The sequence below is a fragment of the Pseudomonas sp. GZD-222 genome (assembly GCF_049310525.1).
Taxonomy (GTDB): domain Bacteria; phylum Pseudomonadota; class Gammaproteobacteria; order Pseudomonadales; family Pseudomonadaceae; genus Aquipseudomonas.
In genome coordinates this window covers 51,705-73,110 of the sequence record NZ_JBMOWO010000028.1, presented here as the reverse complement: position 1 = coordinate 73,110, position 21,406 = coordinate 51,705, and the positions used below count along the sequence as shown (strand labels likewise).

Below are 21,406 nucleotides of genomic sequence, written 5' to 3'. Positions count from 1 at the left end.
AAGTACGTGGGGCAGCCGGGGATCTCCCTCCCCCCCCCCGCGATGCGGTTCTCCAGGCCACAAAAAACCCCACCTGGGTGGGGTTTCTTGTTCAACCGCAATACTTAGATCGCGCCACGCTTACGCAGCAGCTCCAGCACCTGCTTGACGCCCTCTTCCAGACTGACGTTCTGGGTATCGACCACAAGGTCGGCATCCAGCGGTACGTCATACGGGAAGCTATCACCCGGGATGTTGTCGCCACCGGCAGCGTACAGGCCTTGCGGATCACGCTCACGGCAAGCCATTGGCGAGGCCTGGACGTAAACGGTGATCAGGCGCTCTTTGCCGATCAACGCCTTGGCCTGTTCACGGCCTTCGGCATCCGGAGCAACGAATGCAGCCAGGGTCAGCAGACCGGCTTCGTTGAACTGACGCGCCACGTGCGCGGCACGACGCCAGTTCTCGGTACGCCCGGCGCGGTCCTGTGGCAAGCCTTTGTTCAGGTCATGACGCAGGTTCTGGCCATCTAGCACATAAACCGCACGGCCCATGTCGAACAGCTTGCGCTCCACGGCATACGCCAGGGTGCTCTTGCCGGCGCCCGAGAGGCCACTGAACAGCACGGTGGCAGGCTGCTGGCCGAAACGCAGGGCACGCTCTGCAGTGTCGACGTGAGCCAGTTTGCCGTGCTGACCGATGGTGCCGTGCGGCACAACCGGCGGCGCGATGATCATGCCGGCGCCAACAGTGCCGTTGGTCAGGCGGTCGATAACGATAAAGGCACCGGTGGTGCGGTTACTGTCATAGCCGTCGAGGGCAATCGGCGCGTCGAGGCTGACCTTGACCTTGCCGATTTCATTGAGCTGCAAGGCACTCGCGGCGCCCTGCTCGAGGGTGTTCACATCGACCTTGTGGGTGATGCTGGCAATCGAGCCCGGCACGTAGCTGGTGGCGCGCTTGATGTCGTATTTCTTGCCCGGCAGCATCGGCTCTTCGGCCATCCACACCAGCATGGCGTCGAACTGGTCGGTTACCGGCGGGACGTTGTCGGCATGTACCAGCAGGTCGCCACGGGAGATGTCGATCTCGTCTTCCATGGTCAGGGTCACGGCCTGGCCCGGGCCGGCGTTCTCCAGTTCACCTTCGAAGGTGACGATGGATTTGACCCGGCTGCTCTTGCCCGACGGCAGCACGACGATTTCATCGCCCTTGTGCACCACGCCGCTGGCCAGGGTACCGGCAAAGCCACGGAAGTTCAGGTTCGGCCGGTTGACGTACTGCACCGGGAAACGCAGGTCGGTGAAGTTGCGGTCGGCCGCCACTTCCACGGTTTCCAGAATTTCCATCAGCGCCGGGCCGGTGTACCACGGCGAACGCTCGCTGCGGTTGACCACGTTATCGCCCTTGAGCGCCGACATCGGCACGAAGTGCAGGCTGCTCGGGGCCATGTTGATGGCTTCGGCAAACTTCAGGTAGTCGGCCTTGATGCTCTCGAACACGCCTTCGTCGAAGCCCTTGAGATCCATCTTGTTCACGGCGACGACGATGTGCTTGATGCCCAACAGGGACGCGATGTAGCTGTGGCGACGGGTCTGGGTCTGCACGCCGTAGCGGGCATCGACGAGGATGATCGCCAGGTCGCAGGTGGACGCGCCGGTAGCCATGTTGCGGGTGTACTGCTCGTGGCCCGGGGTGTCGGCGATGATGAACTTGCGCTTGGCGGTGGAGAAATAGCGGTAAGCGACATCGATGGTGATGCCCTGCTCGCGCTCGGCCTGCAGGCCGTCGACCAGCAACGCCAGGTCGATGTCGTCACCGGTGGTGCCGACTTTCTTCGAATCGCGGGTAATGGCTTCCAGATGGTCTTCGTAGATCATCTTCGAGTCGTGCAGCAGGCGCCCGATCAGGGTGCTCTTGCCGTCATCGACGTTACCGCAGGTCAAAAAGCGCAGCAGTTCTTTACGTTCGTGCTGGGCCAGGTAAGCGAGGATGTCCTCGCTGATCAATTCGGATTGGTGCGACATGGTCTGACCCTAACTTAGAAATAGCCTTGACGTTTCTTGTCTTCCATCGAGCCTGCGCCATCGTGGTCGATGACACGGCCCTGGCGCTCGGAAGTGCGGGTCAGGAGCATTTCCTGGATGATGTCGGTGAGGCTTTCAGCCTCGGACTCCACCGCACCCGTCAACGGGTAGCAGCCAAGGGTACGGAAGCGCACTTTCTTTTTGACGATGCGGGCTTTTTCTTCATCCGAGAGGTGCTCGAGGATGCGCTCGTCGTCGATCATGATCAGCGTGCCGTTCTTCTCGATCACCTCGCGCTCGGCTGCGAAGTACAGCGGCACGATCGGGATGCCTTCGAGATAGATGTACTGCCAGATGTCCAATTCGGTCCAGTTCGACAGCGGGAACACGCGAATCGATTCGCCTTTGTTGACCTTGCCGTTGTAGACGTTCCACAGCTCCGGGCGCTGGTTCTTCGGATCCCAGCGGTGCTTGCTGTCACGGAACGAGTAGACACGTTCCTTGGCCCGCGACTTCTCTTCATCGCGGCGCGCACCACCGAAGGCGGCATCGAAGCCGTACTTGTCGAGCGCCTGCTTGAGGCCCTCGGTTTTCATGATGTCGGTGTGTTTGGCACTGCCGTGGGTAAACGGGTTGATGCCCTGGGCGACGCCGTCCGGGTTGACGTGAGTGATCAGTTCCAGGCCCATTTCCTCGACCATCTTGTCGCGGAAACTGTACATCTCCTGGAATTTCCACTGGGTGTCGACATGCATCACCGGAAACGGCAGCTTGCCCGGGAAAAAGGCTTTGCGCGCCAGATGCAGCATCACGGCCGAATCCTTGCCGATCGAGTACAGCATCACCGGGTTATCGAACTCGGCGGCCACCTCACGAATGATGTGGATGCTCTCCGCCTCCAACTGTTTCAAATGCGTCAGTTTGTCGACCATGGCTACTCACGAAATACGATCTTATGGACGGCCAGCGGGCCGTGTTCGAGCGGGCCACTTTATCACAGCACTCCCTTCTATTTAGGCGGCCAACTAGAACGAAACAGTATAAGAATATACCCTGCCGTTTGAGCCTCAGATCGGGTTCGGACAGTCGATAAACAGGTGTTCCAGCGCGAAGCGCCGCGCCAGATAATCACCCAGCGCCTGCACGCCATAGCGCTCGGTAGCATGGTGACCGGCGGCGATGAAACTGATGCCGTTCTCACGGGCACTGTGGAAGGTCTGCTCCGACGCCTCACCGCTGAGGAACAGATCAACCCCTGCGGCAATCGCCTGATCGATGTAGCCCTGTCCGCCGCCGGTGCACCAGCCGACCCGGCGAATCACCTGCTCGCCCTCGATCAGCAGTGGCTCGCGCCCCATGACCTCTTGCACCTTGCGGGCAAAGTCGCGGGCCGACATCGGCTCGGCCAGGGAACCGACCAGGCCGACCACCCGCGGGTTGTCCGGGTCCAGCGGGCCTTCGACGGTGATATCGAGCTGACGGGCCAGTTGTACGTTGTTGCCGACCTCAGGGTGCAGGTCCAGCGGCAAGTGATAGGCCAGCAGGCTCAGGTCGTTCTTGAGCAAAGTCTTCAGGCGGCGCTGCTTCATCCCGGTGATGCACGGGTTCTCGCCTTTCCAGAAATAACCGTGGTGCACCAGCACCAGGTCAGCGTCGGCTTCGACTGCCGCATCGAGCAACGCCTGGCTGGCGGTGACGCCGCTGACGATGCGGGTCACCTGCGGACGCCCCTCGACCTGCAAGCCGTTGGGGCAGTAATCCTGGATTTTTGCGCTGCCAAGGTAACGTTCGGCTTCTTCAACCAGGGTGCTCAGGGCAACAGCCATGAAAAGACTCCTCAATTCAGCAGTTCAGCGCGGCGCAAGGCCCCGTATAATGACCGCCATTATGGGCCGTCGCCGGGTTTGGGGAAACCGACGGCGGTTGCCTGGGGGCCTGCACGCGACATCAATGGCACGCACGACGATTTAACAGTTTCTGCACATCGCGTGCCGCAGTATGATCGCGCGCGCTTTCGCTCCCATGCGCTTACATCGGCCCTTGCCCACCCCCAGGATTCGTTCAATGTTCAAGGCTTTGCGTTACTTTGGCTGGCCGCTGCTGGTCGGCGTGCTGATCGCCCTGCTGATCATCCAGCGTTTTCCACAATGGGTCGGCCTGCCCAGCCAGGACGTCAACCTGCAACAGGCGCCGCAGACCACGCGGATCATGCAGGGGCCGGTGTCGTATGCCGATGCGGTGAGCATTGCGGCCCCCGCGGTGGCCAACCTGTATACCACCAAAGTGGTCAACAAGACCGCTCACCCGCTGTTTGAAGACCCGCAGTTCCGCCGTTTCTTCGGTGACAACCTGCCCAAGCAGCGGCGCTGGGAGTCGAGCCTGGGCTCGGCGGTGATCATGAGCCCGGAAGGCTACCTGCTGACCAACAACCACGTGACCTCCGGTGCCGACCAGATTGTGGTGGCGCTCAAGGACGGCCGCGAAACCCTGGCGCGGGTTATCGGTAGCGACCCGGAAACCGACCTTGCGGTACTCAAGATCGACCTGAAGAACCTGCCGTCGATCACCATTGGCCGCTCCGACAATATTCATATCGGTGACGTCGCCCTGGCCATCGGCAACCCCTTCGGTGTCGGCCAGACGGTGACCATGGGCATCATCAGCGCCACCGGCCGCAACCAGTTGGGCCTGAACAACTACGAAGACTTCATCCAGACTGACGCCGCGATCAACCCGGGCAACTCCGGCGGTGCGCTGGTCGACGCCAATGGCAACCTGACCGGCATCAACACGGCAATCTTCTCCAAGTCCGGTGGTTCCCAGGGTATCGGCTTCGCCATTCCGACCAAGCTGGCCCTGGAAGTGATGAAATCGATCATCGAGCATGGCCAGGTCATCCGTGGCTGGCTGGGTATCGAAGTGCAGCCGCTGAGCCAGGAACTGGCTGAGTCGTTCGGCATGCAAGGGCGCCCGGGGATCGTGGTGGCGGGCATCTTCCGCGACGGTCCGGCACAAAAGGCCGGCCTGCAGCTGGGTGACGTGATTCTCAGCATCAACGGTGAGCCGGCCGGTGATGGTCGTCGTTCGATGAACCAGGTGGCGCGGATCAAACCCAACGACAAGGTTGCGATCCAGGTGGTGCGTAATGGCAAGGAATTGAAGCTGACGGCTGAAGTCGGCTTGCGTCCACCGCCGGCACCGGCGGCCAAAGAAGAAAACTGATCCCTATTGTGGGAGCGGGCTTGCCCCGCAATGGCGATCTGTCAGTCACATCGCATCGCGGGGCAAGCCCGCTCCCACCAGATCCCCTGGGAGGGGTGTTCCATCGGCGGTTGTATCGTTCCCAACATAGCACGCCCCCCCCCCCCCCCCCTCCCACCAGATCCCCTGCCGGGTTAGTGCAGAATCTGACTCAGGAACAGCTTGGTCCGCTCATTCTGCGGCCGGTCGAAGAAGTCGTCCGGTGCCGCCTGCTCGACAATCTCACCCTTGTCCATGAAGATCACCCGGTTCGCCACAGTCCGGGCAAAGCCCATTTCGTGGGTCACACAGAGCATGGTCATTCCGTCTTCGGCCAGGCTGACCATGGTGTCGAGCACTTCCTTGACCATCTCCGGGTCAAGCGCCGAGGTCGGTTCGTCGAACAGCATGATCTTCGGCTTCATGCACAGCGCCCGGGCAATCGCCACCCGCTGCTGCTGACCACCGGACAGTTGCCCCGGAAACTTGTGCGCCTGCTCGGGAATCCGCACCCGCTCCAGGTAATGCATGGCGATTTCCTCGGCCTTGCGCTTAGGCAGCTTGCGCACCCACATCGGTGCCAGGGTGCAGTTCTGCAGGATGGTCAGGTGCGGGAACAGGTTGAAATGCTGGAACACCATGCCGACTTCACGGCGGATCGCTTCGATCTGTTTGAGGTCGTTGGTCAGCTCCACGCCATCGACCACGATGCGGCCCTGCTGGTGCTCTTCCAGGCGGTTGAGACAGCGGATGGTGGTGGACTTGCCCGAACCCGACGGCCCGCACAGGACGATACGCTCGCCCTGGCGCACATTCAGGTTGATGTCCTTGAGCACGTGGAACTGGCCGTACCACTTGTTCACACCCTGCATCTGAATAATGCCTTCAGGGCTCACAGGCTGTTTGATCGCTTCACTCATGGGAACACTCCTAACGCTTGTGGCCTGTGTCCAGCTTGCGCTCCAGATGCATGGAGTAGCGGGACATACCGAAACAGAAAATCCAGAAAACCAGGGCGGCGAACACATAGCCCTCGGTCGCCATGCCCAGCCAGGTCGGGTCGGCAGCCGCCTGTTTGACGCTGTTGAGCAGGTCGAACAGGCCGATGATGATCACCAGGCTGGTGTCTTTGAACAGGGCAATGAAGGTGTTGACGATGCCGGGAATCACCAGCTTCAGGGCTTGCGGCAGGATCACCAGGCCCATTGAGCGCCAGTAACCCAGGCCCATCGCCGCCGCGGCTTCGTACTGACCTTTGGGAATGGCCTGCAGGCCACCGCGCACCACTTCGGCGATGTACGCCGACTGGAACAGAATGACCCCGATCATCGCCCGCAGCAGCTTGTCGAAGCTCATGCCCTCGGGCAGGAACAGCGGCAGCATCACCGATGACATGAACAGTACGGTGATCAACGGCACGCCGCGCCAGAACTCGATGAAGGTCACGCAGACCACCTTCACCGCCGGCATGTTCGAACGCCGGCCCAGCGCCAGCAGAATGCCCAGCGGCAAGGCGCCGACGATGCCCACGGTGGCGATCACCAGGGTCAGCATCAGCCCGCCCCACTGGCTGGTCGGTACCGTGGTCAGGCCCAGGTAGCCACCGTGCAGCAGGGTGTAGGCAATGATCGGATACAGCACCAGGAAGCTCAGCCCGTAGATCGCCTTGCGCGGGAAGCGCGAGATGAACAGGGGCGCGGCACCAATCACTGCCAGCCACACGGTCAGGTCGACCCGCCAGCGCAGCTCGGTCGGGTAATAGCCATACATGAACTGGCCGAAGCGCTGCTGGATGAACACCCAGCAGGCGCCCTCCTTGGTGCAGTCGGCGCGGGTGGTGCCGACCCAGTTGGCGTCAAAGATCGACCACTGCAACAACGGCGGCACGATCAACCAGACCAGGTACAGGGCAAACAGCGTGAGCAAGGTGTTCAGCCAGCTGGAGAACAGGTTGTTGCGCATCCAGGCCAGCACGCCGACGGTTTTCACCGGTGGCGGCATATCAGGTTTGAAAACATGGGTAGTCATGCGCGTATCCTCACCGCTCGATCAGCGCAATGCGCTTGTTGTACCAGTTCATCAGCAAGGAAATGCTGATGCTGATGGCCAGGTAGACGCTCATGGTGATGGCGATCACTTCGATGGCCTGACCGGTCTGGTTGAGCACCGTCCCGGCGAACAACGAGACCATTTCCGGGTAGCCGATACCGGCCGCCAGTGAGGAGTTCTTCGCCAGGTTCAGGTACTGGCTGGTCAACGGTGGAATGATCACCCGCAGTGCCTGGGGAATGATCACCTTGCGCAGCGTCGGGCCTTCGCGCAGGCCCAGGGAACGGGCTGCTTCGGTCTGGCCGTAGCTGACCGAGCGAATGCCCGAGCGCACGATCTCGGCGATGAAGGCTGCGGTATAGATGGTCAATGCCAGGGTCAGGGCCAGCAGTTCAGGGATCAACACCCAGCCGCCGACGAAGTTGAAGCCCTTGAGCTGGGGCATTTCCCAGTGCAGCGGGCTGCCTGCCAGCATCACGCTGAGCGCGGGAATGCCCAAGAGCAGAAACAAACCGACCCAGAACTTGTGAAACGGCTCGCCAGTGGCTTCGAAGCGCCGGTTGGCCAGGCGCACCATCACCACAATGGCGACAATGGCCAGCACCAGGCTGACGACAAATGGCCAGAATCCTTCGGCCACAGAAGCACCGGGCATGTTCAGGCCGCGGTTGCTGATAAAGAAGGCGTCGCTGATATTGATGCTGCCCCGCGGTCCCGGCAGGGTCAGGAACACCGCGAAGTACCAGAACAGGATCTGCAGCAGCGGTGGAATGTTACGGAAAGTCTCGACATACACCGTGGCCAGCTTGTTGATCATCCAGTTCGGTGACAACCGGGCCACACCGATGATGAACCCCAGCAGGGTCGCCAGGACGATGCCGATAAAGGTCACCAGCAGCGTGTTGAGCAAGCCGATGACGAATACCCGGGCATAGCTGTCTTGCTCGGTGTAGGGAATCAGGTGTTGAGCGATACCGAAACCGGCACTGCGCTCGAGGAAGTCGAAGCCCGAGGTGATGCCCCGGTGTTGCAGGTTGGTCTGGGTGTTGTGAAACAGGTACCAGCCCAGAGCGACCACCGCGACCACGGTGATGATCTGGAACAGCCACGCACGCACACGTGGATCGTTAAGGGATAGCCCCTTAGGTGCGCCGATTTGATTTTGCATGTAATGCCCCGAAAGGAAGGGAACCGAACAGCCTGCGACGGCCAGGGGCCGCCGCAGGCCGCAACCGTCAGCGCACCGGTGGCGCGTACTGGATGCCGCCGTTGTTCCACAGGGCGTTCAGACCGCGGTCGATTTGCAGTGGGGTTTCCTTGCCCAGGTTCTTCTCGAACACTTCACCGTAGTTGCCGACCTGTTTGACGATCTGCACGACCCAGTCCTTCGGCAGTTTCAGGTCCTTGCCGTACTCGCCGTCGGCGCCGAGCATACGGGCCACGTCTGGGTTCTTGGTGGCTTTGGCTTCCGCTTCGACGTTCTTCGAGCTGATGCCCATTTCTTCGGCATTGAGCATGGCGAACAGGGTCCACTTGACGATGCTGAACCACTCTTCATCGCCTTTGCGTACCACGGGGCCCAGTGGTTCCTTGGAAATGGTTTCCGGCAGTACCACGTAGTCGGCCGGTGCGGCCAGCTTGGAGCGCTGTGCGTAGAGCTGCGACTTGTCCGAGGTCAGTACGTCGCAACGGCCGGATTCCAGCGACTTGGCGCTTTCGTCGGAGGTGTCGAAAGTGATCGGGGTGTACTTCAGGCCATTGGCGCGGAAGTAGTCGGAGACGTTGAGTTCGGTGGTGGTACCGGCCTGGATGCAGATGGTTGCACCGTCCAGCTCCTTGGCGCTGGAAACACCGAGCTTCTTGTTGACCAGGAAACCGATGCCGTCGTAATAGGTAACACCGGCGAACACCAGGCCCATGCCCGCGTCACGGGAGCTGGTCCAGGTGGTGTTACGCGACAGCACGTCGACTTCGCCGGACTGCAGCGCGGTGAAGCGCTCTTTAGCGTTGAGCTGGCTGAACTTGACCTTTTTGGCATCGCCAAACACGGCTGCGGCCACTGCGCGGCAGACGTCTGCGTCGATACCGACGATGTTGCCCTTGGCATCCGGAACCGAGAAGCCCGGCAAGCCGTCACTGACGCCACACTGAACGAAACCCTTCTTCTGCACGGCGTCCAGGGTCGCACCTGCCTGTGCGATACCACTGATACCGAGCACGGTAGCAGCGGTAACCACTGCCAGGGTGGATTTCAACATCTTCATTCAAACCTCCAGTTTTGCTCTTATTGTGTTGAGCCGGGATTGCACCGCACCCTTATGAGGCGCATCCGACCCGTGTTGGCTTGTTTTTGGGTCAATTGGCGCAATGCGCTGTTCTGTGACAGCCTTGGGGACCGCTAACGGGTGTTACCGTCCAAAACGTGTAACCTCGCATCAGGAGTTTCATAGCAAAGCGCGTACCAAACTGAACGGCTAAAGCGTTTCAGTACTCGTCAAGAGGGAAACTTGCAGCGTTGCGACAGGTTATTCCCGGATTCACCCGACGCGCCTTCAATTCATGCACGCAAACAAGAGCGCGCGCACACTTTCGGAGCAGTCATGACCCACCCGCTGATTCTCGAGCCACAAAAAACCGCAGACGCCTGTGTGATCTGGTTGCACGGCCTGGGTGCCGATCGTTACGACTTCATGCCGGTGGCCGAAGCCCTGCAGGAAGTTTTGCTGACCACCCGCTTCGTCATGCCCCAGGCGCCGACCCGTCCGGTGACCATCAACGGTGGCTACGAGATGCCCAGCTGGTACGACATCAAGGCCATGACCCCGGCACGGGCGATCGATGAAGATCAACTGAAGGCCTCGGCCAACCAGGTGATCGAGCTGATCAAGGCCGAACAGGCCAAAGGCATCGACCTGGCCCGTATCGTTCTCGCCGGTTTCTCCCAGGGTGGTGCGGTGGTGCTGCACACTGCTTATATAAAGTGGCAAGAAGCCCTGGGCGGGGTGATTGCCCTGTCGACCTATGCGCCGACCTTTGCCCAGGAGCGTGAACTGAGCGCTTGCCAACAACGCACCCCGGCCCTGTGCCTGCACGGGGTCTACGATCCAGTTGTACTCCCGGCCATGGGTCGCAGCGCTTATGAGCACCTCAAGCACTGGGGCGTCGAGGTGCAGTGGGAGGAATACCCCATGGAGCACGAAGTACTGCCCCAGGAAATCAACGATATCGCCGCCTGGCTGTCCGCACGCCTGCGCTAAAAGAAGACTTCCCTGTAGTTGTCAGCGCAATCCACTACGCCGCGCCCGATTCTTGCATTACACTGGCCGGCGTACATTCCTTAACCAATTGATGAGATGACCGTGCTCAAAGCACTCAAGAAGATGTTCGGCAAGAGCGAGGTTGAGCAACTCGCCACCGAAAGCGCTGCCCCCGTGAAGCAGCCCCCGGCACCACCCAAGGCCCCTGCCCCGGCCGCCCCGCTCCAGACCGAGGCCCCAGCCGAAGCCGCCAAGCCGGCACGCGCCGAAAAGCCGGCCGAGCCCAAACCGCGCCGCGAGCGCAAGCCAAAACCTGCAGCCTCCACCTGGAAGCTGGAAGATTTCGTGGTCGAGCCGCAAGAAGGCAAGACCCGTTTCCATGACTTCAAGCTCTCGCCCGAGCTGATGCATGCGATCCACGACCTGGGCTTTCCGTATTGCACGCCGATCCAGGCGCAAGTGCTGGGTCATACCCTGCGCGGCAAAGATGCCATTGGCCGCGCCCAGACCGGCACCGGCAAGACCGCAGCCTTCCTGATTTCGATCATTTCCCAGCTGCAGCAGACCCCGCCGCCGAAAGAGCGCTACATGGGCGAGCCACGGGCACTGATCATCGCCCCGACCCGCGAACTGGTAGTGCAGATCGCCAAGGACGCCGCGGCGCTGACCAAGTACACCGGCCTGAACGTGATGACCTTCGTCGGTGGCATGGATTTCGACAAGCAGCTCAAAGCCCTCGAAGCGCGCCACTGCGACATCCTCGTCGCGACCCCAGGCCGTCTGCTGGACTTCAATCAGCGCGGTGAAGCGCACCTGGACATGGTCGAAGTGCTGGTGCTGGACGAAGCCGACCGCATGCTCGACATGGGCTTCATTCCGCAGGTACGGCAGATCATCCGCCAGACCCCGCCGAAGAGCGAACGCCAGACCCTGTTGTTCTCCGCGACCTTCACCGAAGACGTGATGAACCTGGCCAAGCAGTGGACCACCGACCCGTCGATCGTCGAGATCGAGCCGGAGAACGTTGCCAGCGAAACCGTCGAACAGCACGTTTATGCCGTAGCCGGAAGCGACAAGTACAAGCTGCTGTACAACCTGGTGACCGAGAACAAGTGGGAACGGGTAATGGTCTTCGCCAACCGCAAGGATGAAGTGCGGCGCATCGAAGAACGCCTGGTGCGCGATGGCGTCAATGCCGCCCAGTTGTCGGGCGACGTGCCGCAGCACAAGCGCATCAAGACCCTGGAGAACTTCCGCGAAGGCCGCATTACCGTACTGGTCGCGACCGACGTGGCGGGCCGTGGCATTCACATCGACGGTATCAGCCATGTGATCAACTTCACCCTGCCGGAAGATCCGGACGACTACGTGCACCGTATTGGTCGTACCGGCCGTGCCGGCACCAGCGGTGTGTCGATCAGCTTCGCCGGTGAGGATGACTCCTACCAGTTGCCGGCCATCGAAGAGCTGCTGGGCCGCAAGATCAGCTGCGAGATGCCGCCAACCGAACTGCTCAAGCCAGTGCCGCGCAAGCATCACTGAGAACGGACAGTGGTCTGAAAACGCAGCCTTGGCTGCGTTTTTTTATGCCGCTGATATTGTCCAAATAAACAAAGAGTCCATAATGGACAAAATAGTTTAATTGGAGACCCGTATGTCCACGCCTCTCGTCATCGATAAACAGCTCGCTCGCCAACTGCTGACGCAGGTGGATGTCCCGCAGATCCTGCGCAGCCTGTTCCGTGACCTGGCGGCCGGACAAGCGGTGCAGCCGCCGCAGCAGTTGGTCGAGTTCCCTGCGGGCCAGGGTGACTTCATCAACTATGGCGGTGTGCTGGCGCAGGAACGGGTCTATGGGGTGAAAACCTCGCCCTATATCGTCCGTGAGCAAGGCCCGCTGGTCACCGCCTGGACCCTGCTGATGTCCATGGACAGCGGCCAGCCGCTGTTGCTGTGCGATGCCGGCGAACTGACCACCGCACGTACCGCCGCCACCACTGCTGTCGCGGTCGATGCCCTGGCAGCCGCCAGTGCCCGGCGTCTGACCGTGATCGGCAGCGGCCCGATCGCCCGCGCCCACTTGCATTACGTGCGCGGCCTGCGCGAGTGGCAGGACATCCGCCTGTTTTCGCCAAGCCTGGCCGAACAAGGCGCCGAGCAACGTCAGGCGCTGCTTGACCTTGATCCACGCCTGACGCTCAGCGACAGCCTCGAGCAGGCACTTCAGGATGCCGATGTGATCATGCTGTGCACCTCCTCGGCCAGCCCGGTTATCGACCCGGCCAGCTTGAGCAAACCGGCCCTGATCACCTCGATCAGCACCAATGCTGTGCGCGCCCATGAAGTACCGCCCGCCAGCCTCGGCGCCATGGATGTGTATTGCGACTATCGGCTAACCACCCCGGGCAGCGCTGGCGAAATGCGTATCGCAGCCGAGCAGCATGGCTGGAAGCCGGAGGCCATCGTTGGCGATCTGGCGCAGTTGTTGAGCAATCAGGCCCCTGCCCCTGCTTACCAGCGTCACGCCTTCTTCCGCTCCATCGGTCTGGGCCTGGAAGACATCGCCCTGGCCAACGCCCTGTACCGCCTGCAACGCGCCGACTGAGGAGACTTCCATGCAACAGGCTGACTTCATCATCATTGGTGCCGGTATCGCGGGCGCCTCCACGGGCTATTGGCTGGCCGGCCAGGGTCGGGTAGTGCTGCTCGAACGCGAGTCGCAGCCCGGCTACCACTCCACCGGCCGCTCGGCAGCGCTGTATACCGCGGCTTATGGAACCCCGCAGGTACGCGCGCTGACCCTCGCCAGCCGTGAGTTTTTCGATCATCCGCCCGCAGGCTTTGCCGAGCACCCGCTGCTCAGCCCGCGCGGGGAAATGACCGTCGACCTTACTGGCGACCCCGAAGAACTGCAGCGCCAGTATCACAGTGCCAAAGCCTGCGTGCCTGAAGTCGAACTGCTCAGCGCTGACCAGGCCTGCGCCCGCCTGCCGGTACTGCGCCGCGAAAAAGTCCATGGCGCCCTGTATGACCCGAGCGCCAGCGACATCGACACCGATGCCCTGCACCAGGGCTACCTGCGCGGTATTCGCCGCCAGCAGGGTGAGGTGCACAGCGATTGCGAAGTCCAGCAGCTCAGCCGCGACGATAACGGTCTCTGGCAGGTGCAGACCAGCCGTGGCACCTTCAGTGCGCCGGTACTGATAAACGCCGCCGGCGCCTGGGCCGACCACATCGGCGTACTGGCCGGTGCGCAGCCGCTTGGCCTGCAACCCAAACGTCGCGCCGCCTTCATCTTCGCCGCCCCCGAAGGCATCGACAGCCACGCCTGGCCGATGCTGGTCAGTCTCGACGAATCGTTCTACATGAAGCCCGACGCCGGCATGCTGCTCGGCTCGCCAGCCAATGCCGACCCGGTCGCCCCCCATGACGTGCAAGCCGAAGAGCTGGACATTGCCATGGGCATCTACCAGATCGAAGAAGCCACCACCCTGACGATTCGTCGGCCGACCCGCACCTGGGCCGGTTTGCGCAGCTTTGTTGCCGATGGTGATCTGGTCGCAGGCTTCGACCCGCAAGTGCCTGGCCTGTTCTGGGTAGCGGCGCAAGGGGGTTATGGCATCCAGACCTCCCCCGCCATGGGCCAGGCCAGCGCCGCGCTGGTGCGTGGCGAAGACCTGCCCGACGCACTCAAGGGCTTTGGCCTGAACGCCGCGATGCTGTCTCCGCGCCGCCTGCAGGGATGACGCGCCGCCGCGATTGCGGCACACTCGCAGCGCCCTTGTGCCAAGGGTGCTGACACCGCCTGGAGCCTGCCTGAATGTCGACCTCTCGCCGCGACCCTGTCCTGGACAACTACCGGGCCATCGCCGATGCCATTGCCACCTTGTTCTTCCCCCACGCCGAGGTGGTGCTGCACGACCTGCGCAGCCAGAAGATCGACTACATCGCCAACAACCTGTCCAAACGCGAAATTGGCGATGATGCCGCGCTGGAAGACATGCTCGAGACCGGTACCGATGAAACCAACATCGGCCCCTACGAGAAGCTCAACTGGGACGGGCAGAAAATCCGCTCCCTGAGCACGGTGTTACGCGATGAGGCGGGTAAACCGCTGGCAGTGCTGTGCATCAACCTGAACATTTCCCTGTTCGAAAATGCCAAGGCAGCGCTGGACCTGTTCCTCTCGCCGAGCAAACTGATAGCGCAGCCCGATGCGCTGTTTCGCGATGACTGGCAGGAGCGCATCAATACCTTTCTCAACACCTGGCTGCGCCAGCGTCAACTGAGCCTCAACCTGCTGACCCGCGAACACAAGCGCGAGCTGGTCCTGGCCCTGCACGCCGAAGGCGCATTCAAGGGCAAGAGTGCGGCCAACTATGTGGCCAATGTGCTGGGGATGGGACGGGCGACGGTGTACAAACACCTGAAGGAACTCAAGGCCTGAAGGGCTTCAGGCCTTGAGGGTGACGATCATCAATCGCCGTAGATGTCCGTCTTGAAGTACTTCGACTGGATCTTCTGGTATTCGCCATTGGCGCGGATGTCGTCGATGGCTTTGTTGAGTTTGCTCACCAACGCCTCGTTACCCTTGCGCACCGCGATTCCCGCGCCTTCACCGACGTATTTCGGGTCTTTCAGCTCCGGACCGACAAAGGCATAGTCAGCGCCACGCGGCATCGACAGGAAGTCATCGAGCGGAATGGTGTCGGCGAAAATCGCATCGACACGCCCGGATGCCAGGTCCATGTAGATCTCTTCGTTGTTGCTGTAGCGCTTGATGGTGATGCCCTTGGGCTCGAGCACTTCAGTGGCGTAGCGATCGGTGGTGGTGGCGCGCTGCACACCGACGGTCTTGCCCTTGAGGCTGGCGTACTGGTCATCGACCGTTGCGCCCTTCTTCATCACCAGCCGCGAGGAAGTGAAGTAGTACTTGTGGGTAAAGTCGACGGACTTTTTACGCTCGTCGGTGATGGTCATCGACGACAAGGCCGCATCGATCTTCTTCACTTTCAGCGACGGGATCAGGCCGTCGAACTCCACCTCGTTCCATACGCACTTGACCTGCATCTGCGCGCACAAGGCGTTACCGATGTCGTAGTCGAAGCCGACGATCTCGCCTTTGTCGTTTTTCGAGGCAAAAGGCGGATAAGCGGCTTCGATGCCAATACGCAGGGTGTCCTCGGCGGCGAACAGGCTGCTGGCCAACAGACTCAAGGCCAGACCGCTGATCAGGGTGAGCTTCTTCATGGTGGTCTCTCTCGCTCGTTATTGGAGGTGTGTTGCAAGACAGAGGAAAGCGGGCAGGCACGCGACGGCCTGGAATTATTTTGTACTTATAATTCCATACTGGACTTTATTGTATGAAAACTCAACAAGCAAAAGCATCGCGGGGCAAGCCCGCTCCCACAGGATATCCACCCTCCCGGTGGGAGCGGGTTTGCCCCGCGAAAAAGCCAACTACCAACGCCCTGCCGCGTCTTCGTCGCTCTGCTTGCCCTCGACCCAGCGCGGGCCGTCACCGGTATGTTCTTTCTTCCAGAACGGTGCACGGGTCTTGAGGTAATCCATGATGAAGTTGCAGGCATCGAACGCTGCCTGGCGATGGGCACTGGCTACACCGACAAAGACAATCGGCTCGCCGGGCTCCAGCGCGCCGATGCGGTGCAAAACCTCGACCTTGAGCAGCGGCCAGCGCTGTTCGGCTTCAACGACGATCTTGGCCAGGGCCTTTTCGGTCATGCCCGGATAGTGCTCCAGGAACATGCCCGCCACCTCCTGGCCGTCATTGAAGTCGCGCACGTAGCCAACAAAACCGACCACGGCACCGACACCGACATTGGCCGCGTGCATGGCGTTGACTTCGGCACCCGGATCAAAGGCCTGGGTCTGGACGCGAATGCTCATTTCAGCCTCCGGTCACGGGGGGGAAAAACGCCACTTCGTCGCCGTCTTCTACAGGCTCATCGAGCTTGCACAGCTCTTCGTTACGCGCGCACATCAGATTCTGTTCGCTCAGCACCTCATGCTGGCCACCCTTGGCAACCAGCGCCTTGCGCACGTCGTCCAGGGTCGCGAAGGAACCTTCAAGCTTCTCGGCATCAACGCCCAACGCTTCACGGTAACGAGCGAAATACATCACCTTTATGCTCATTTCACGTCATCCGCCTGGTAATGGCCGCTCTTGCCGCCAAGCTTCTCCAGCACCCGCACGCCGTCGATGATCATGCCGCGATCAACCGCTTTGCACATGTCGTAGATGGTCAGCGCAGCGACGCTGGCGGCGGTCAGGGCTTCCATTTCCACGCCGGTCTGCCCGGCCAGCTTGCAACGGGCGACGATATATACGGTGTCGTTGCCTTCGGCGCTGAGCTCGACCTTGACGCTGGTCAGCAGCAATGGGTGGCACAAAGGAATCAGGTCACTGGTCTTCTTCGCCGCCTGGATACCGGCAATGCGTGCCACGGCGAAGACATCACCCTTGGGGTGCTCGCCATCGACAATCATCTGCAGGGTTTGCGGGAGCATGCGCACCCGCGCTTCGGCCACAGCCTCACGCGAGGTCACGGCTTTATCGGTGACGTCGACCATAGCGGCCCGACCTTGGGAATCGAGATGAGTCAGCACAGCCTTCCTCCTGTTCAGGAGCAAAGAGTGTAAACCCTGGGGTCAGGTCTTCGTAGCAAAAAAAACCGGGCGGCATGGCCGCCCGGTGGTTGAGGGTTACAGGTGCGATTCGGCGTATTCGGCCAGAATCGAACGCGGTACGCCTTGCAGGGTGATGTGCACGCCGTTGGGGAAGTCCTTGAAGCGCTCGGTCAGGTAGGTGAGGCCCGAGCTGGTCGCGGACAGGTAAGGAGTATCGATCTGCGCCAGGTTACCCAGGCAGATCACCTTGGAACCGGCGCCAGCACGGGTGATGATGGTTTTCATCTGGTGCGGGGTGAGGTTCTGGCATTCGTCGATCAGGATCAGGCTCTGCTGGAAGCTGCGCCCCCGAATGTAGTTCAACGACTTGAACTGCAGGGGTACACGCTCAAGGATGTAGTCGACACTGCCATGGGTGTTCTCATCATCCATGTGCAGCGCTTCGAGGTTGTCGGTGATTGCCCCGAGCCAGGGCTCCATCTTCTCTGCTTCGGTACCGGGCAGGAAGCCGATCTCCTGGTCCAGCCCCTGTACGCTGCGGGTAGCGATAATACGCCGGTAGCGCTTGCTGACCATGGTCTGCTCGATGGCGGCGGCCAGGGCCAGGATGGTTTTACCGGAGCCCGCAGCGCCCGTCAGGTTGACCAGGTGAATATCCGGATCGAGCAGGGCAAACAGGGCCAGGCTCTGATAGATATCACGTGGTTTCAGACCCCAGGCTTCCTGGTGCAACAGCGGTTCCTGATGCAGGTCGAGCAACAGCAGTTCGTCGTCCTTGATGCCTTTGATCCAGCCGACAAAGCCCTGCTCATCAATGATGAACTCGTTGATGTGCACCGCCGGCAGGTTGTCGATCATTTGCACCCGGTGCCAGGTGCGGCCACGCTCCTGACGGGTCTCAACCTTGCTGACGCGGTCCCAGAACGAACCGGTGACGCTGTGGTAACCCTTGGACAACAGCGAAACGTCGTCAACCAGTTGGTCGGTGCTGTAGTCCTCGGCCGCGATTCCGCAAGCGCGGGCCTTGAGGCGCATGTTGATGTCTTTGGTCACCAACACCACGTCGAGGTCTTTACGCCGACTGCGCAGCTCCAGCAACTGGTTGATGATGATGTTGTCGTTGAGGGTTTCCGGCAGCAGACGGTTAGGTTCGTTGCGTGGACTCATCAGGATCGACAGCGACCCCTTGGGCCCGCTCTTGCCACGCTGGATCGGCACACCCTGCTCGACATCGGCAGGCGTGGCATCGCCCAGAGTCTGGTCGATCAGGCGGATGGCCTGGCGACATTCAGCAGCGATGGTTTGCTTTCCGGTCTTGAGTTTGTCGAGCTCCTCCAGCACCGTCATCGGTATGGCGACGTGGTGCTCCTCGAAATTGAGCAAAGCGTTTGGATCGTGAATCAGTACATTGGTATCGAGCACATAAAGGATTGGCTGGTTGGAGGAAGTGGTGCGTCCTTGATCATCCATACTCGGTCACCTTTGTGGAAGCCATACAACGCAATACCTTGACGGTGCTGCGCCGTGAAGTGGCCGCCGGTTCTCCCCTGGTCCGCGTCGTTACGGGTGGGGAGCTGCCCTCACAGAATTGGTGCCCAATGACGCCACCTGTGATGCAGGGTTCGGCGGTCTGTCTTCTTGATACCGCAAAACCCATGACCGGAAAAAGCATTTTTACGTATTTTTGAAGTTTATTTTTCGTGATGACACTTAGCCCTTGGCGCATGGTCAAAGCACCGCTAAAGTCATAAATCAGGCTCAGTAAAATACGCGCGGAAATTTCCTCCCGAGCCCGCTCTTTCCCTCCCGATTTCAGCTTTTACCGGCGTAATGTCGGCAATCTTCCCAACCGATCCCGCTTTGTGCCGTGTGCTTGAGCAGCCAGGCCACCGCCTCTTGCGCCTTGGGCTGGGTGTCGTTGAACTGGATCAGTCCGCGCCGCCACAGCAACATCAAGGTCAGCACCCGCTGCGCCGACTGTTCAGCGCTCAGAGCCGCCTGGTCCTGGGCATCGATATTCCACAGCACCACCTGCAGCCCCTGGCTGGCAAAGAACCCCTGGCTGTCGGCCCGGCGCTGGCCATAAGGCGGTCTGAACAGCGGTACATACTGTTCGGGCAGGTCGGCCTGGACCTGGGCCTGACTGCGCATTACCGAGTCCTGCCAGTCCTGCCACTGCCCGTGCGAACGATATTGCCAGCCTTGAATACCGACGCACTGGCCTTTGTAGAGTGCGCGCACATCCGCCAGTGAAGTCCGGTCGCGGCGCGTCTGCAGGCTGTTGCCAAGTACGAAGAAGGTCGCACCGAGCTTCTGCCGGCGCAGATAGTCGGTCAGGGTATCGGTGCCGCCGCCGACGGGTCCGGGGCCGGAATCGAAGGTCAGCATGAACAGGCGGTCGTTGACTTCGTCGCCGTTGCGCTCGAGGTCCGAGTAACGTTCGATCTCGCTGGCGGTCTGCGGAAACAGCGCAGCCTTGCGCAACAACTCGTCCAGATAACGCTCATGAAACTCGCGGCTGGGTTCGGCCCAACCGGCATAGAACGAGTCGCCGGCGACTTCGAACTTCGCCGCCTGCAGGCGCAACTCGGCCTGGTTGTCGATGGCATAACAGAACGAGGCATCCTGCTCGCAGCTCTGCTGGGCCAGGTCATAGTTGCGCCACAACTGCTGCCACAGGCGCGAGCGCACCTGATTGATCGACACCAGGTTGATCTGTTTGAGCCCCAGGCGTGTGGCCAGGGCCGGCTGGTCAAGCGCCTCGCTGGCCTGCAGAGCGCGGGCGAAGCCGAGAATCTCGGCCCGCGAGGCGACATCGAACAGCGCCGGGCTGTCGAGTTGTTCTGGCCAGTGACTACGTTCGAAGGTCGTTGGCGGCACAGGCGCTGCTTGCGCCGCGACACTCAACAGTCCGCTCAGTAGTAGAAAAGCAATGCGCACGATCGGGCTCTCCGGTTTCCTCGCCGCGCACTATAGCGTCAAGCGTCGGGATGGTCTGTGGCTATCAACGTCATAGCTGGAGATCAGCGGCCCCGCCCCGTAGAATCGGGCCCACGATTTCAGGAGCCCGACCGATGCTGACGGTGATTTCCCCCGCCAAGACCCTCGACTACACCACCCCGCCGGTGACCCAGCGCTACACCCAGCCGCAGTACCTGGATGATTCCCAGGAACTGATCGTGCAGCTGCGCGAGCTGTCGCCAGCACAGATCAGCGAGCTGATGCACCTCTCCGACAAGCTTGCCGGCCTCAACGCCGCGCGCTTCGGCAGCTGGACCCCGGCCTTCAGCCCGGAAAACGCCAAGCAGGCACTGCTGGCGTTCAAGGGTGATGTGTACACCGGGCTGGACGCCGAAACCCTGAGCGAGGATGACTTCAGCTACGCCCAGGAGCACCTGCGCATGCTCTCCGGCTTGTACGGCCTGTTGCGCCCGCTGGACCTGATGCAAGCTTATCGCCTGGAAATGGGTACCAAGCTGGCCAACGCCCGCGGCAAGGACCTGTACGCCTTCTGGGGCACGCGCATCAGCGAATGGCTGAACCAGGCCCTGGCCGACCAGGGCGATGACCTGCTGCTCAACCTTGCCAGCAACGAGTACTTCAGCGCAGTAAAACGCACGGCACTCAAGGCGCGGATCATCAACACCGAGTTCCGCGACTTCAAGAACGGCCAGTACAAGATCATCAGCTTCTACGCCAAGAAAGCCCGCGGGATGATGAGCCGCTTCGTGATCCAGGAGCGCATCAACGATCCCGAGCAGCTCAAGCAGTTCGATGTGCAGGGCTACTACTACAGTGCCGAGCAGTCGAAGCCGGACAACCTGGTGTTCCTGCGCGATCAGCCGGACGAGTGAGTCGAACCGATGTAGGAGCGGATTTATCCGCGATGGGGCGCAACGCGGCCCTCAACAAACGGGACTGCTGCGCAGTCCATCGCGGATAAATCCGCTCTTACAGTCGACGTAATTATGACGTCAAAAATCCAGCTCTCCTGTTTTATTGCAAACTGCCATCAAGTCCATTCGTAATTTTCTGACGAATTTCGAAAAATAATTTTCGATACTGGCAATAAAACATCCCTCCCCGAGTTCGCCCTTTATATACAGGGACGAAACTGCCCAGTGCTATCAAATTGAAAGTAATGGCACTTTAATAAATATTGAAAAATATTTCATAGTCACTGAACCGCCCTCGGAACTTATCTCC

The 21,406-nt window shown here is 60.8% G+C and carries 20 protein-coding genes; 7 read left to right on the top strand and 13 right to left on the bottom strand.

Annotated elements, in window-relative coordinates; genetic code table 11:
- Positions 1-104 precede the first annotated feature (104 nt).
- The 3 genes from cysN to ACO6VD_RS05855 all read right to left on the bottom strand — a co-directional run bounded on the left by cysN (position 105) and on the right by ACO6VD_RS05855 (position 3,832).
- The gene (cysN, locus tag ACO6VD_RS05865; protein WP_422417631.1) at positions 105-2,006 is read right to left on the bottom strand and encodes a sulfate adenylyltransferase subunit CysN; all 1,902 of its coding nucleotides are present in this window, start codon (positions 2,004-2,006) and stop codon (positions 105-107) included.
- Between the two features lie 14 nt (positions 2,007-2,020).
- A complete protein-coding gene (gene cysD / locus ACO6VD_RS05860; RefSeq protein ID WP_028943259.1) occupies positions 2,021-2,938 on the bottom strand; it encodes a sulfate adenylyltransferase subunit CysD in 918 nt (305 codons plus the stop codon).
- A 135-nt stretch (positions 2,939-3,073) separates the two neighbouring features.
- The gene (locus ACO6VD_RS05855) at positions 3,074-3,832 is read right to left on the bottom strand and encodes a Nif3-like dinuclear metal center hexameric protein (RefSeq protein ID WP_422417629.1); all 759 of its coding nucleotides are present in this window, start codon (positions 3,830-3,832) and stop codon (positions 3,074-3,076) included.
- Between the two features lie 238 nt (positions 3,833-4,070).
- Between ACO6VD_RS05855 and algW the strand changes: the two genes are divergently transcribed.
- The gene (gene algW / locus ACO6VD_RS05850; RefSeq protein WP_400169935.1) at positions 4,071-5,228 is read left to right on the top strand and encodes a Do family serine endopeptidase AlgW; all 1,158 of its coding nucleotides are present in this window, start codon (positions 4,071-4,073) and stop codon (positions 5,226-5,228) included.
- Positions 5,229-5,401: 173 nt separating this feature from the next.
- Here algW and ACO6VD_RS05845 read toward each other — a convergent pair whose 3' ends face one another.
- From ACO6VD_RS05845 to ACO6VD_RS05830, 4 genes are all read right to left on the bottom strand, one after another.
- Positions 5,402-6,166, bottom strand: a complete 765-nt coding sequence (locus tag ACO6VD_RS05845) for an amino acid ABC transporter ATP-binding protein (RefSeq protein WP_400169934.1) — start codon at positions 6,164-6,166, stop codon at positions 5,402-5,404.
- A gap of 10 nt (positions 6,167-6,176) precedes the next feature.
- On the bottom strand, positions 6,177-7,274 hold the full coding sequence (locus tag ACO6VD_RS05840; RefSeq protein ID WP_400169933.1) for an amino acid ABC transporter permease: 1,098 nt from the start codon (positions 7,272-7,274) through the stop codon (positions 6,177-6,179).
- Between the two features lie 10 nt (positions 7,275-7,284).
- Positions 7,285-8,463, bottom strand: coding sequence for an amino acid ABC transporter permease (locus ACO6VD_RS05835; protein WP_422417627.1), 1,179 nt, complete (start codon positions 8,461-8,463; stop codon positions 7,285-7,287).
- 67 nt (positions 8,464-8,530) lie between these two features.
- Positions 8,531-9,559: an amino acid ABC transporter substrate-binding protein gene (locus tag ACO6VD_RS05830; RefSeq protein WP_400169931.1), complete on the bottom strand. Its 1,029-nt coding sequence runs from the start codon at positions 9,557-9,559 to the stop codon at positions 8,531-8,533.
- 336 nt (positions 9,560-9,895) lie between these two features.
- Between ACO6VD_RS05830 and ACO6VD_RS05825 the strand changes: the two genes are divergently transcribed.
- The 5 genes from ACO6VD_RS05825 (at position 9,896) to ACO6VD_RS05805 (ending at position 14,999) form a co-directional block, all read left to right on the top strand.
- Entirely contained in the window at positions 9,896-10,552 is a 657-nt protein-coding gene (locus tag ACO6VD_RS05825) for an alpha/beta hydrolase (RefSeq protein WP_422417625.1), read from the top strand.
- 102 nt (positions 10,553-10,654) lie between these two features.
- Positions 10,655-12,094: an ATP-dependent RNA helicase RhlB gene (gene rhlB, locus ACO6VD_RS05820; RefSeq protein ID WP_422417623.1), complete on the top strand. Its 1,440-nt coding sequence runs from the start codon at positions 10,655-10,657 to the stop codon at positions 12,092-12,094.
- A gap of 112 nt (positions 12,095-12,206) precedes the next feature.
- A complete protein-coding gene (locus tag ACO6VD_RS05815) occupies positions 12,207-13,157 on the top strand; it encodes an ornithine cyclodeaminase family protein (RefSeq protein WP_422417621.1) in 951 nt (316 codons plus the stop codon).
- A gap of 10 nt (positions 13,158-13,167) precedes the next feature.
- The gene (locus tag ACO6VD_RS05810; RefSeq protein ID WP_422417619.1) at positions 13,168-14,298 is read left to right on the top strand and encodes an NAD(P)/FAD-dependent oxidoreductase; all 1,131 of its coding nucleotides are present in this window, start codon (positions 13,168-13,170) and stop codon (positions 14,296-14,298) included.
- 74 nt (positions 14,299-14,372) lie between these two features.
- Positions 14,373-14,999, top strand: coding sequence for a helix-turn-helix transcriptional regulator (locus ACO6VD_RS05805; protein ID WP_422417617.1), 627 nt, complete (start codon positions 14,373-14,375; stop codon positions 14,997-14,999).
- A 29-nt stretch (positions 15,000-15,028) separates the two neighbouring features.
- Here the strand turns inward: ACO6VD_RS05805 and ACO6VD_RS05800 are convergent, their stop codons facing one another.
- The 6 genes from ACO6VD_RS05800 to ACO6VD_RS05775 form a co-directional block, all read right to left on the bottom strand.
- Positions 15,029-15,802, bottom strand: a complete 774-nt coding sequence (locus tag ACO6VD_RS05800) for an ABC transporter substrate-binding protein (protein WP_422417616.1) — start codon at positions 15,800-15,802, stop codon at positions 15,029-15,031.
- Between the two features lie 210 nt (positions 15,803-16,012).
- On the bottom strand, positions 16,013-16,459 hold the full coding sequence (gene moaE / locus ACO6VD_RS05795; RefSeq protein ID WP_422417614.1) for a molybdopterin synthase catalytic subunit MoaE: 447 nt from the start codon (positions 16,457-16,459) through the stop codon (positions 16,013-16,015).
- 1 nt (position 16,460) lies between these two features.
- The gene (gene moaD / locus ACO6VD_RS05790; protein ID WP_422417613.1) at positions 16,461-16,706 is read right to left on the bottom strand and encodes a molybdopterin converting factor subunit 1; all 246 of its coding nucleotides are present in this window, start codon (positions 16,704-16,706) and stop codon (positions 16,461-16,463) included.
- Positions 16,703-17,179: a cyclic pyranopterin monophosphate synthase MoaC gene (gene moaC, locus ACO6VD_RS05785; protein ID WP_400169922.1), complete on the bottom strand. Its 477-nt coding sequence runs from the start codon at positions 17,177-17,179 to the stop codon at positions 16,703-16,705. Before moaC ends, moaD begins: the two co-directional genes overlap by 4 nt.
- 96 nt (positions 17,180-17,275) lie before the next feature.
- Positions 17,276-18,670 carry a PhoH family protein gene (locus ACO6VD_RS05780; RefSeq protein ID WP_422417611.1) on the bottom strand — a complete coding sequence of 465 codons (1,395 nt, stop codon included), beginning with the start codon at positions 18,668-18,670 and terminating at the stop codon, positions 17,276-17,278.
- A gap of 342 nt (positions 18,671-19,012) precedes the next feature.
- Positions 19,013-20,140, bottom strand: coding sequence for a polysaccharide deacetylase family protein (locus tag ACO6VD_RS05775; RefSeq protein WP_422417609.1), 1,128 nt, complete (start codon positions 20,138-20,140; stop codon positions 19,013-19,015).
- 134 nt (positions 20,141-20,274) lie between these two features.
- Here ACO6VD_RS05775 and yaaA point away from each other — a divergent pair, with 134 nt between their 5' ends.
- A complete protein-coding gene (yaaA, locus tag ACO6VD_RS05770; protein ID WP_422417607.1) occupies positions 20,275-21,054 on the top strand; it encodes a peroxide stress protein YaaA in 780 nt (259 codons plus the stop codon).
- The last annotated feature ends 352 nt before the right edge of the window (positions 21,055-21,406 follow it).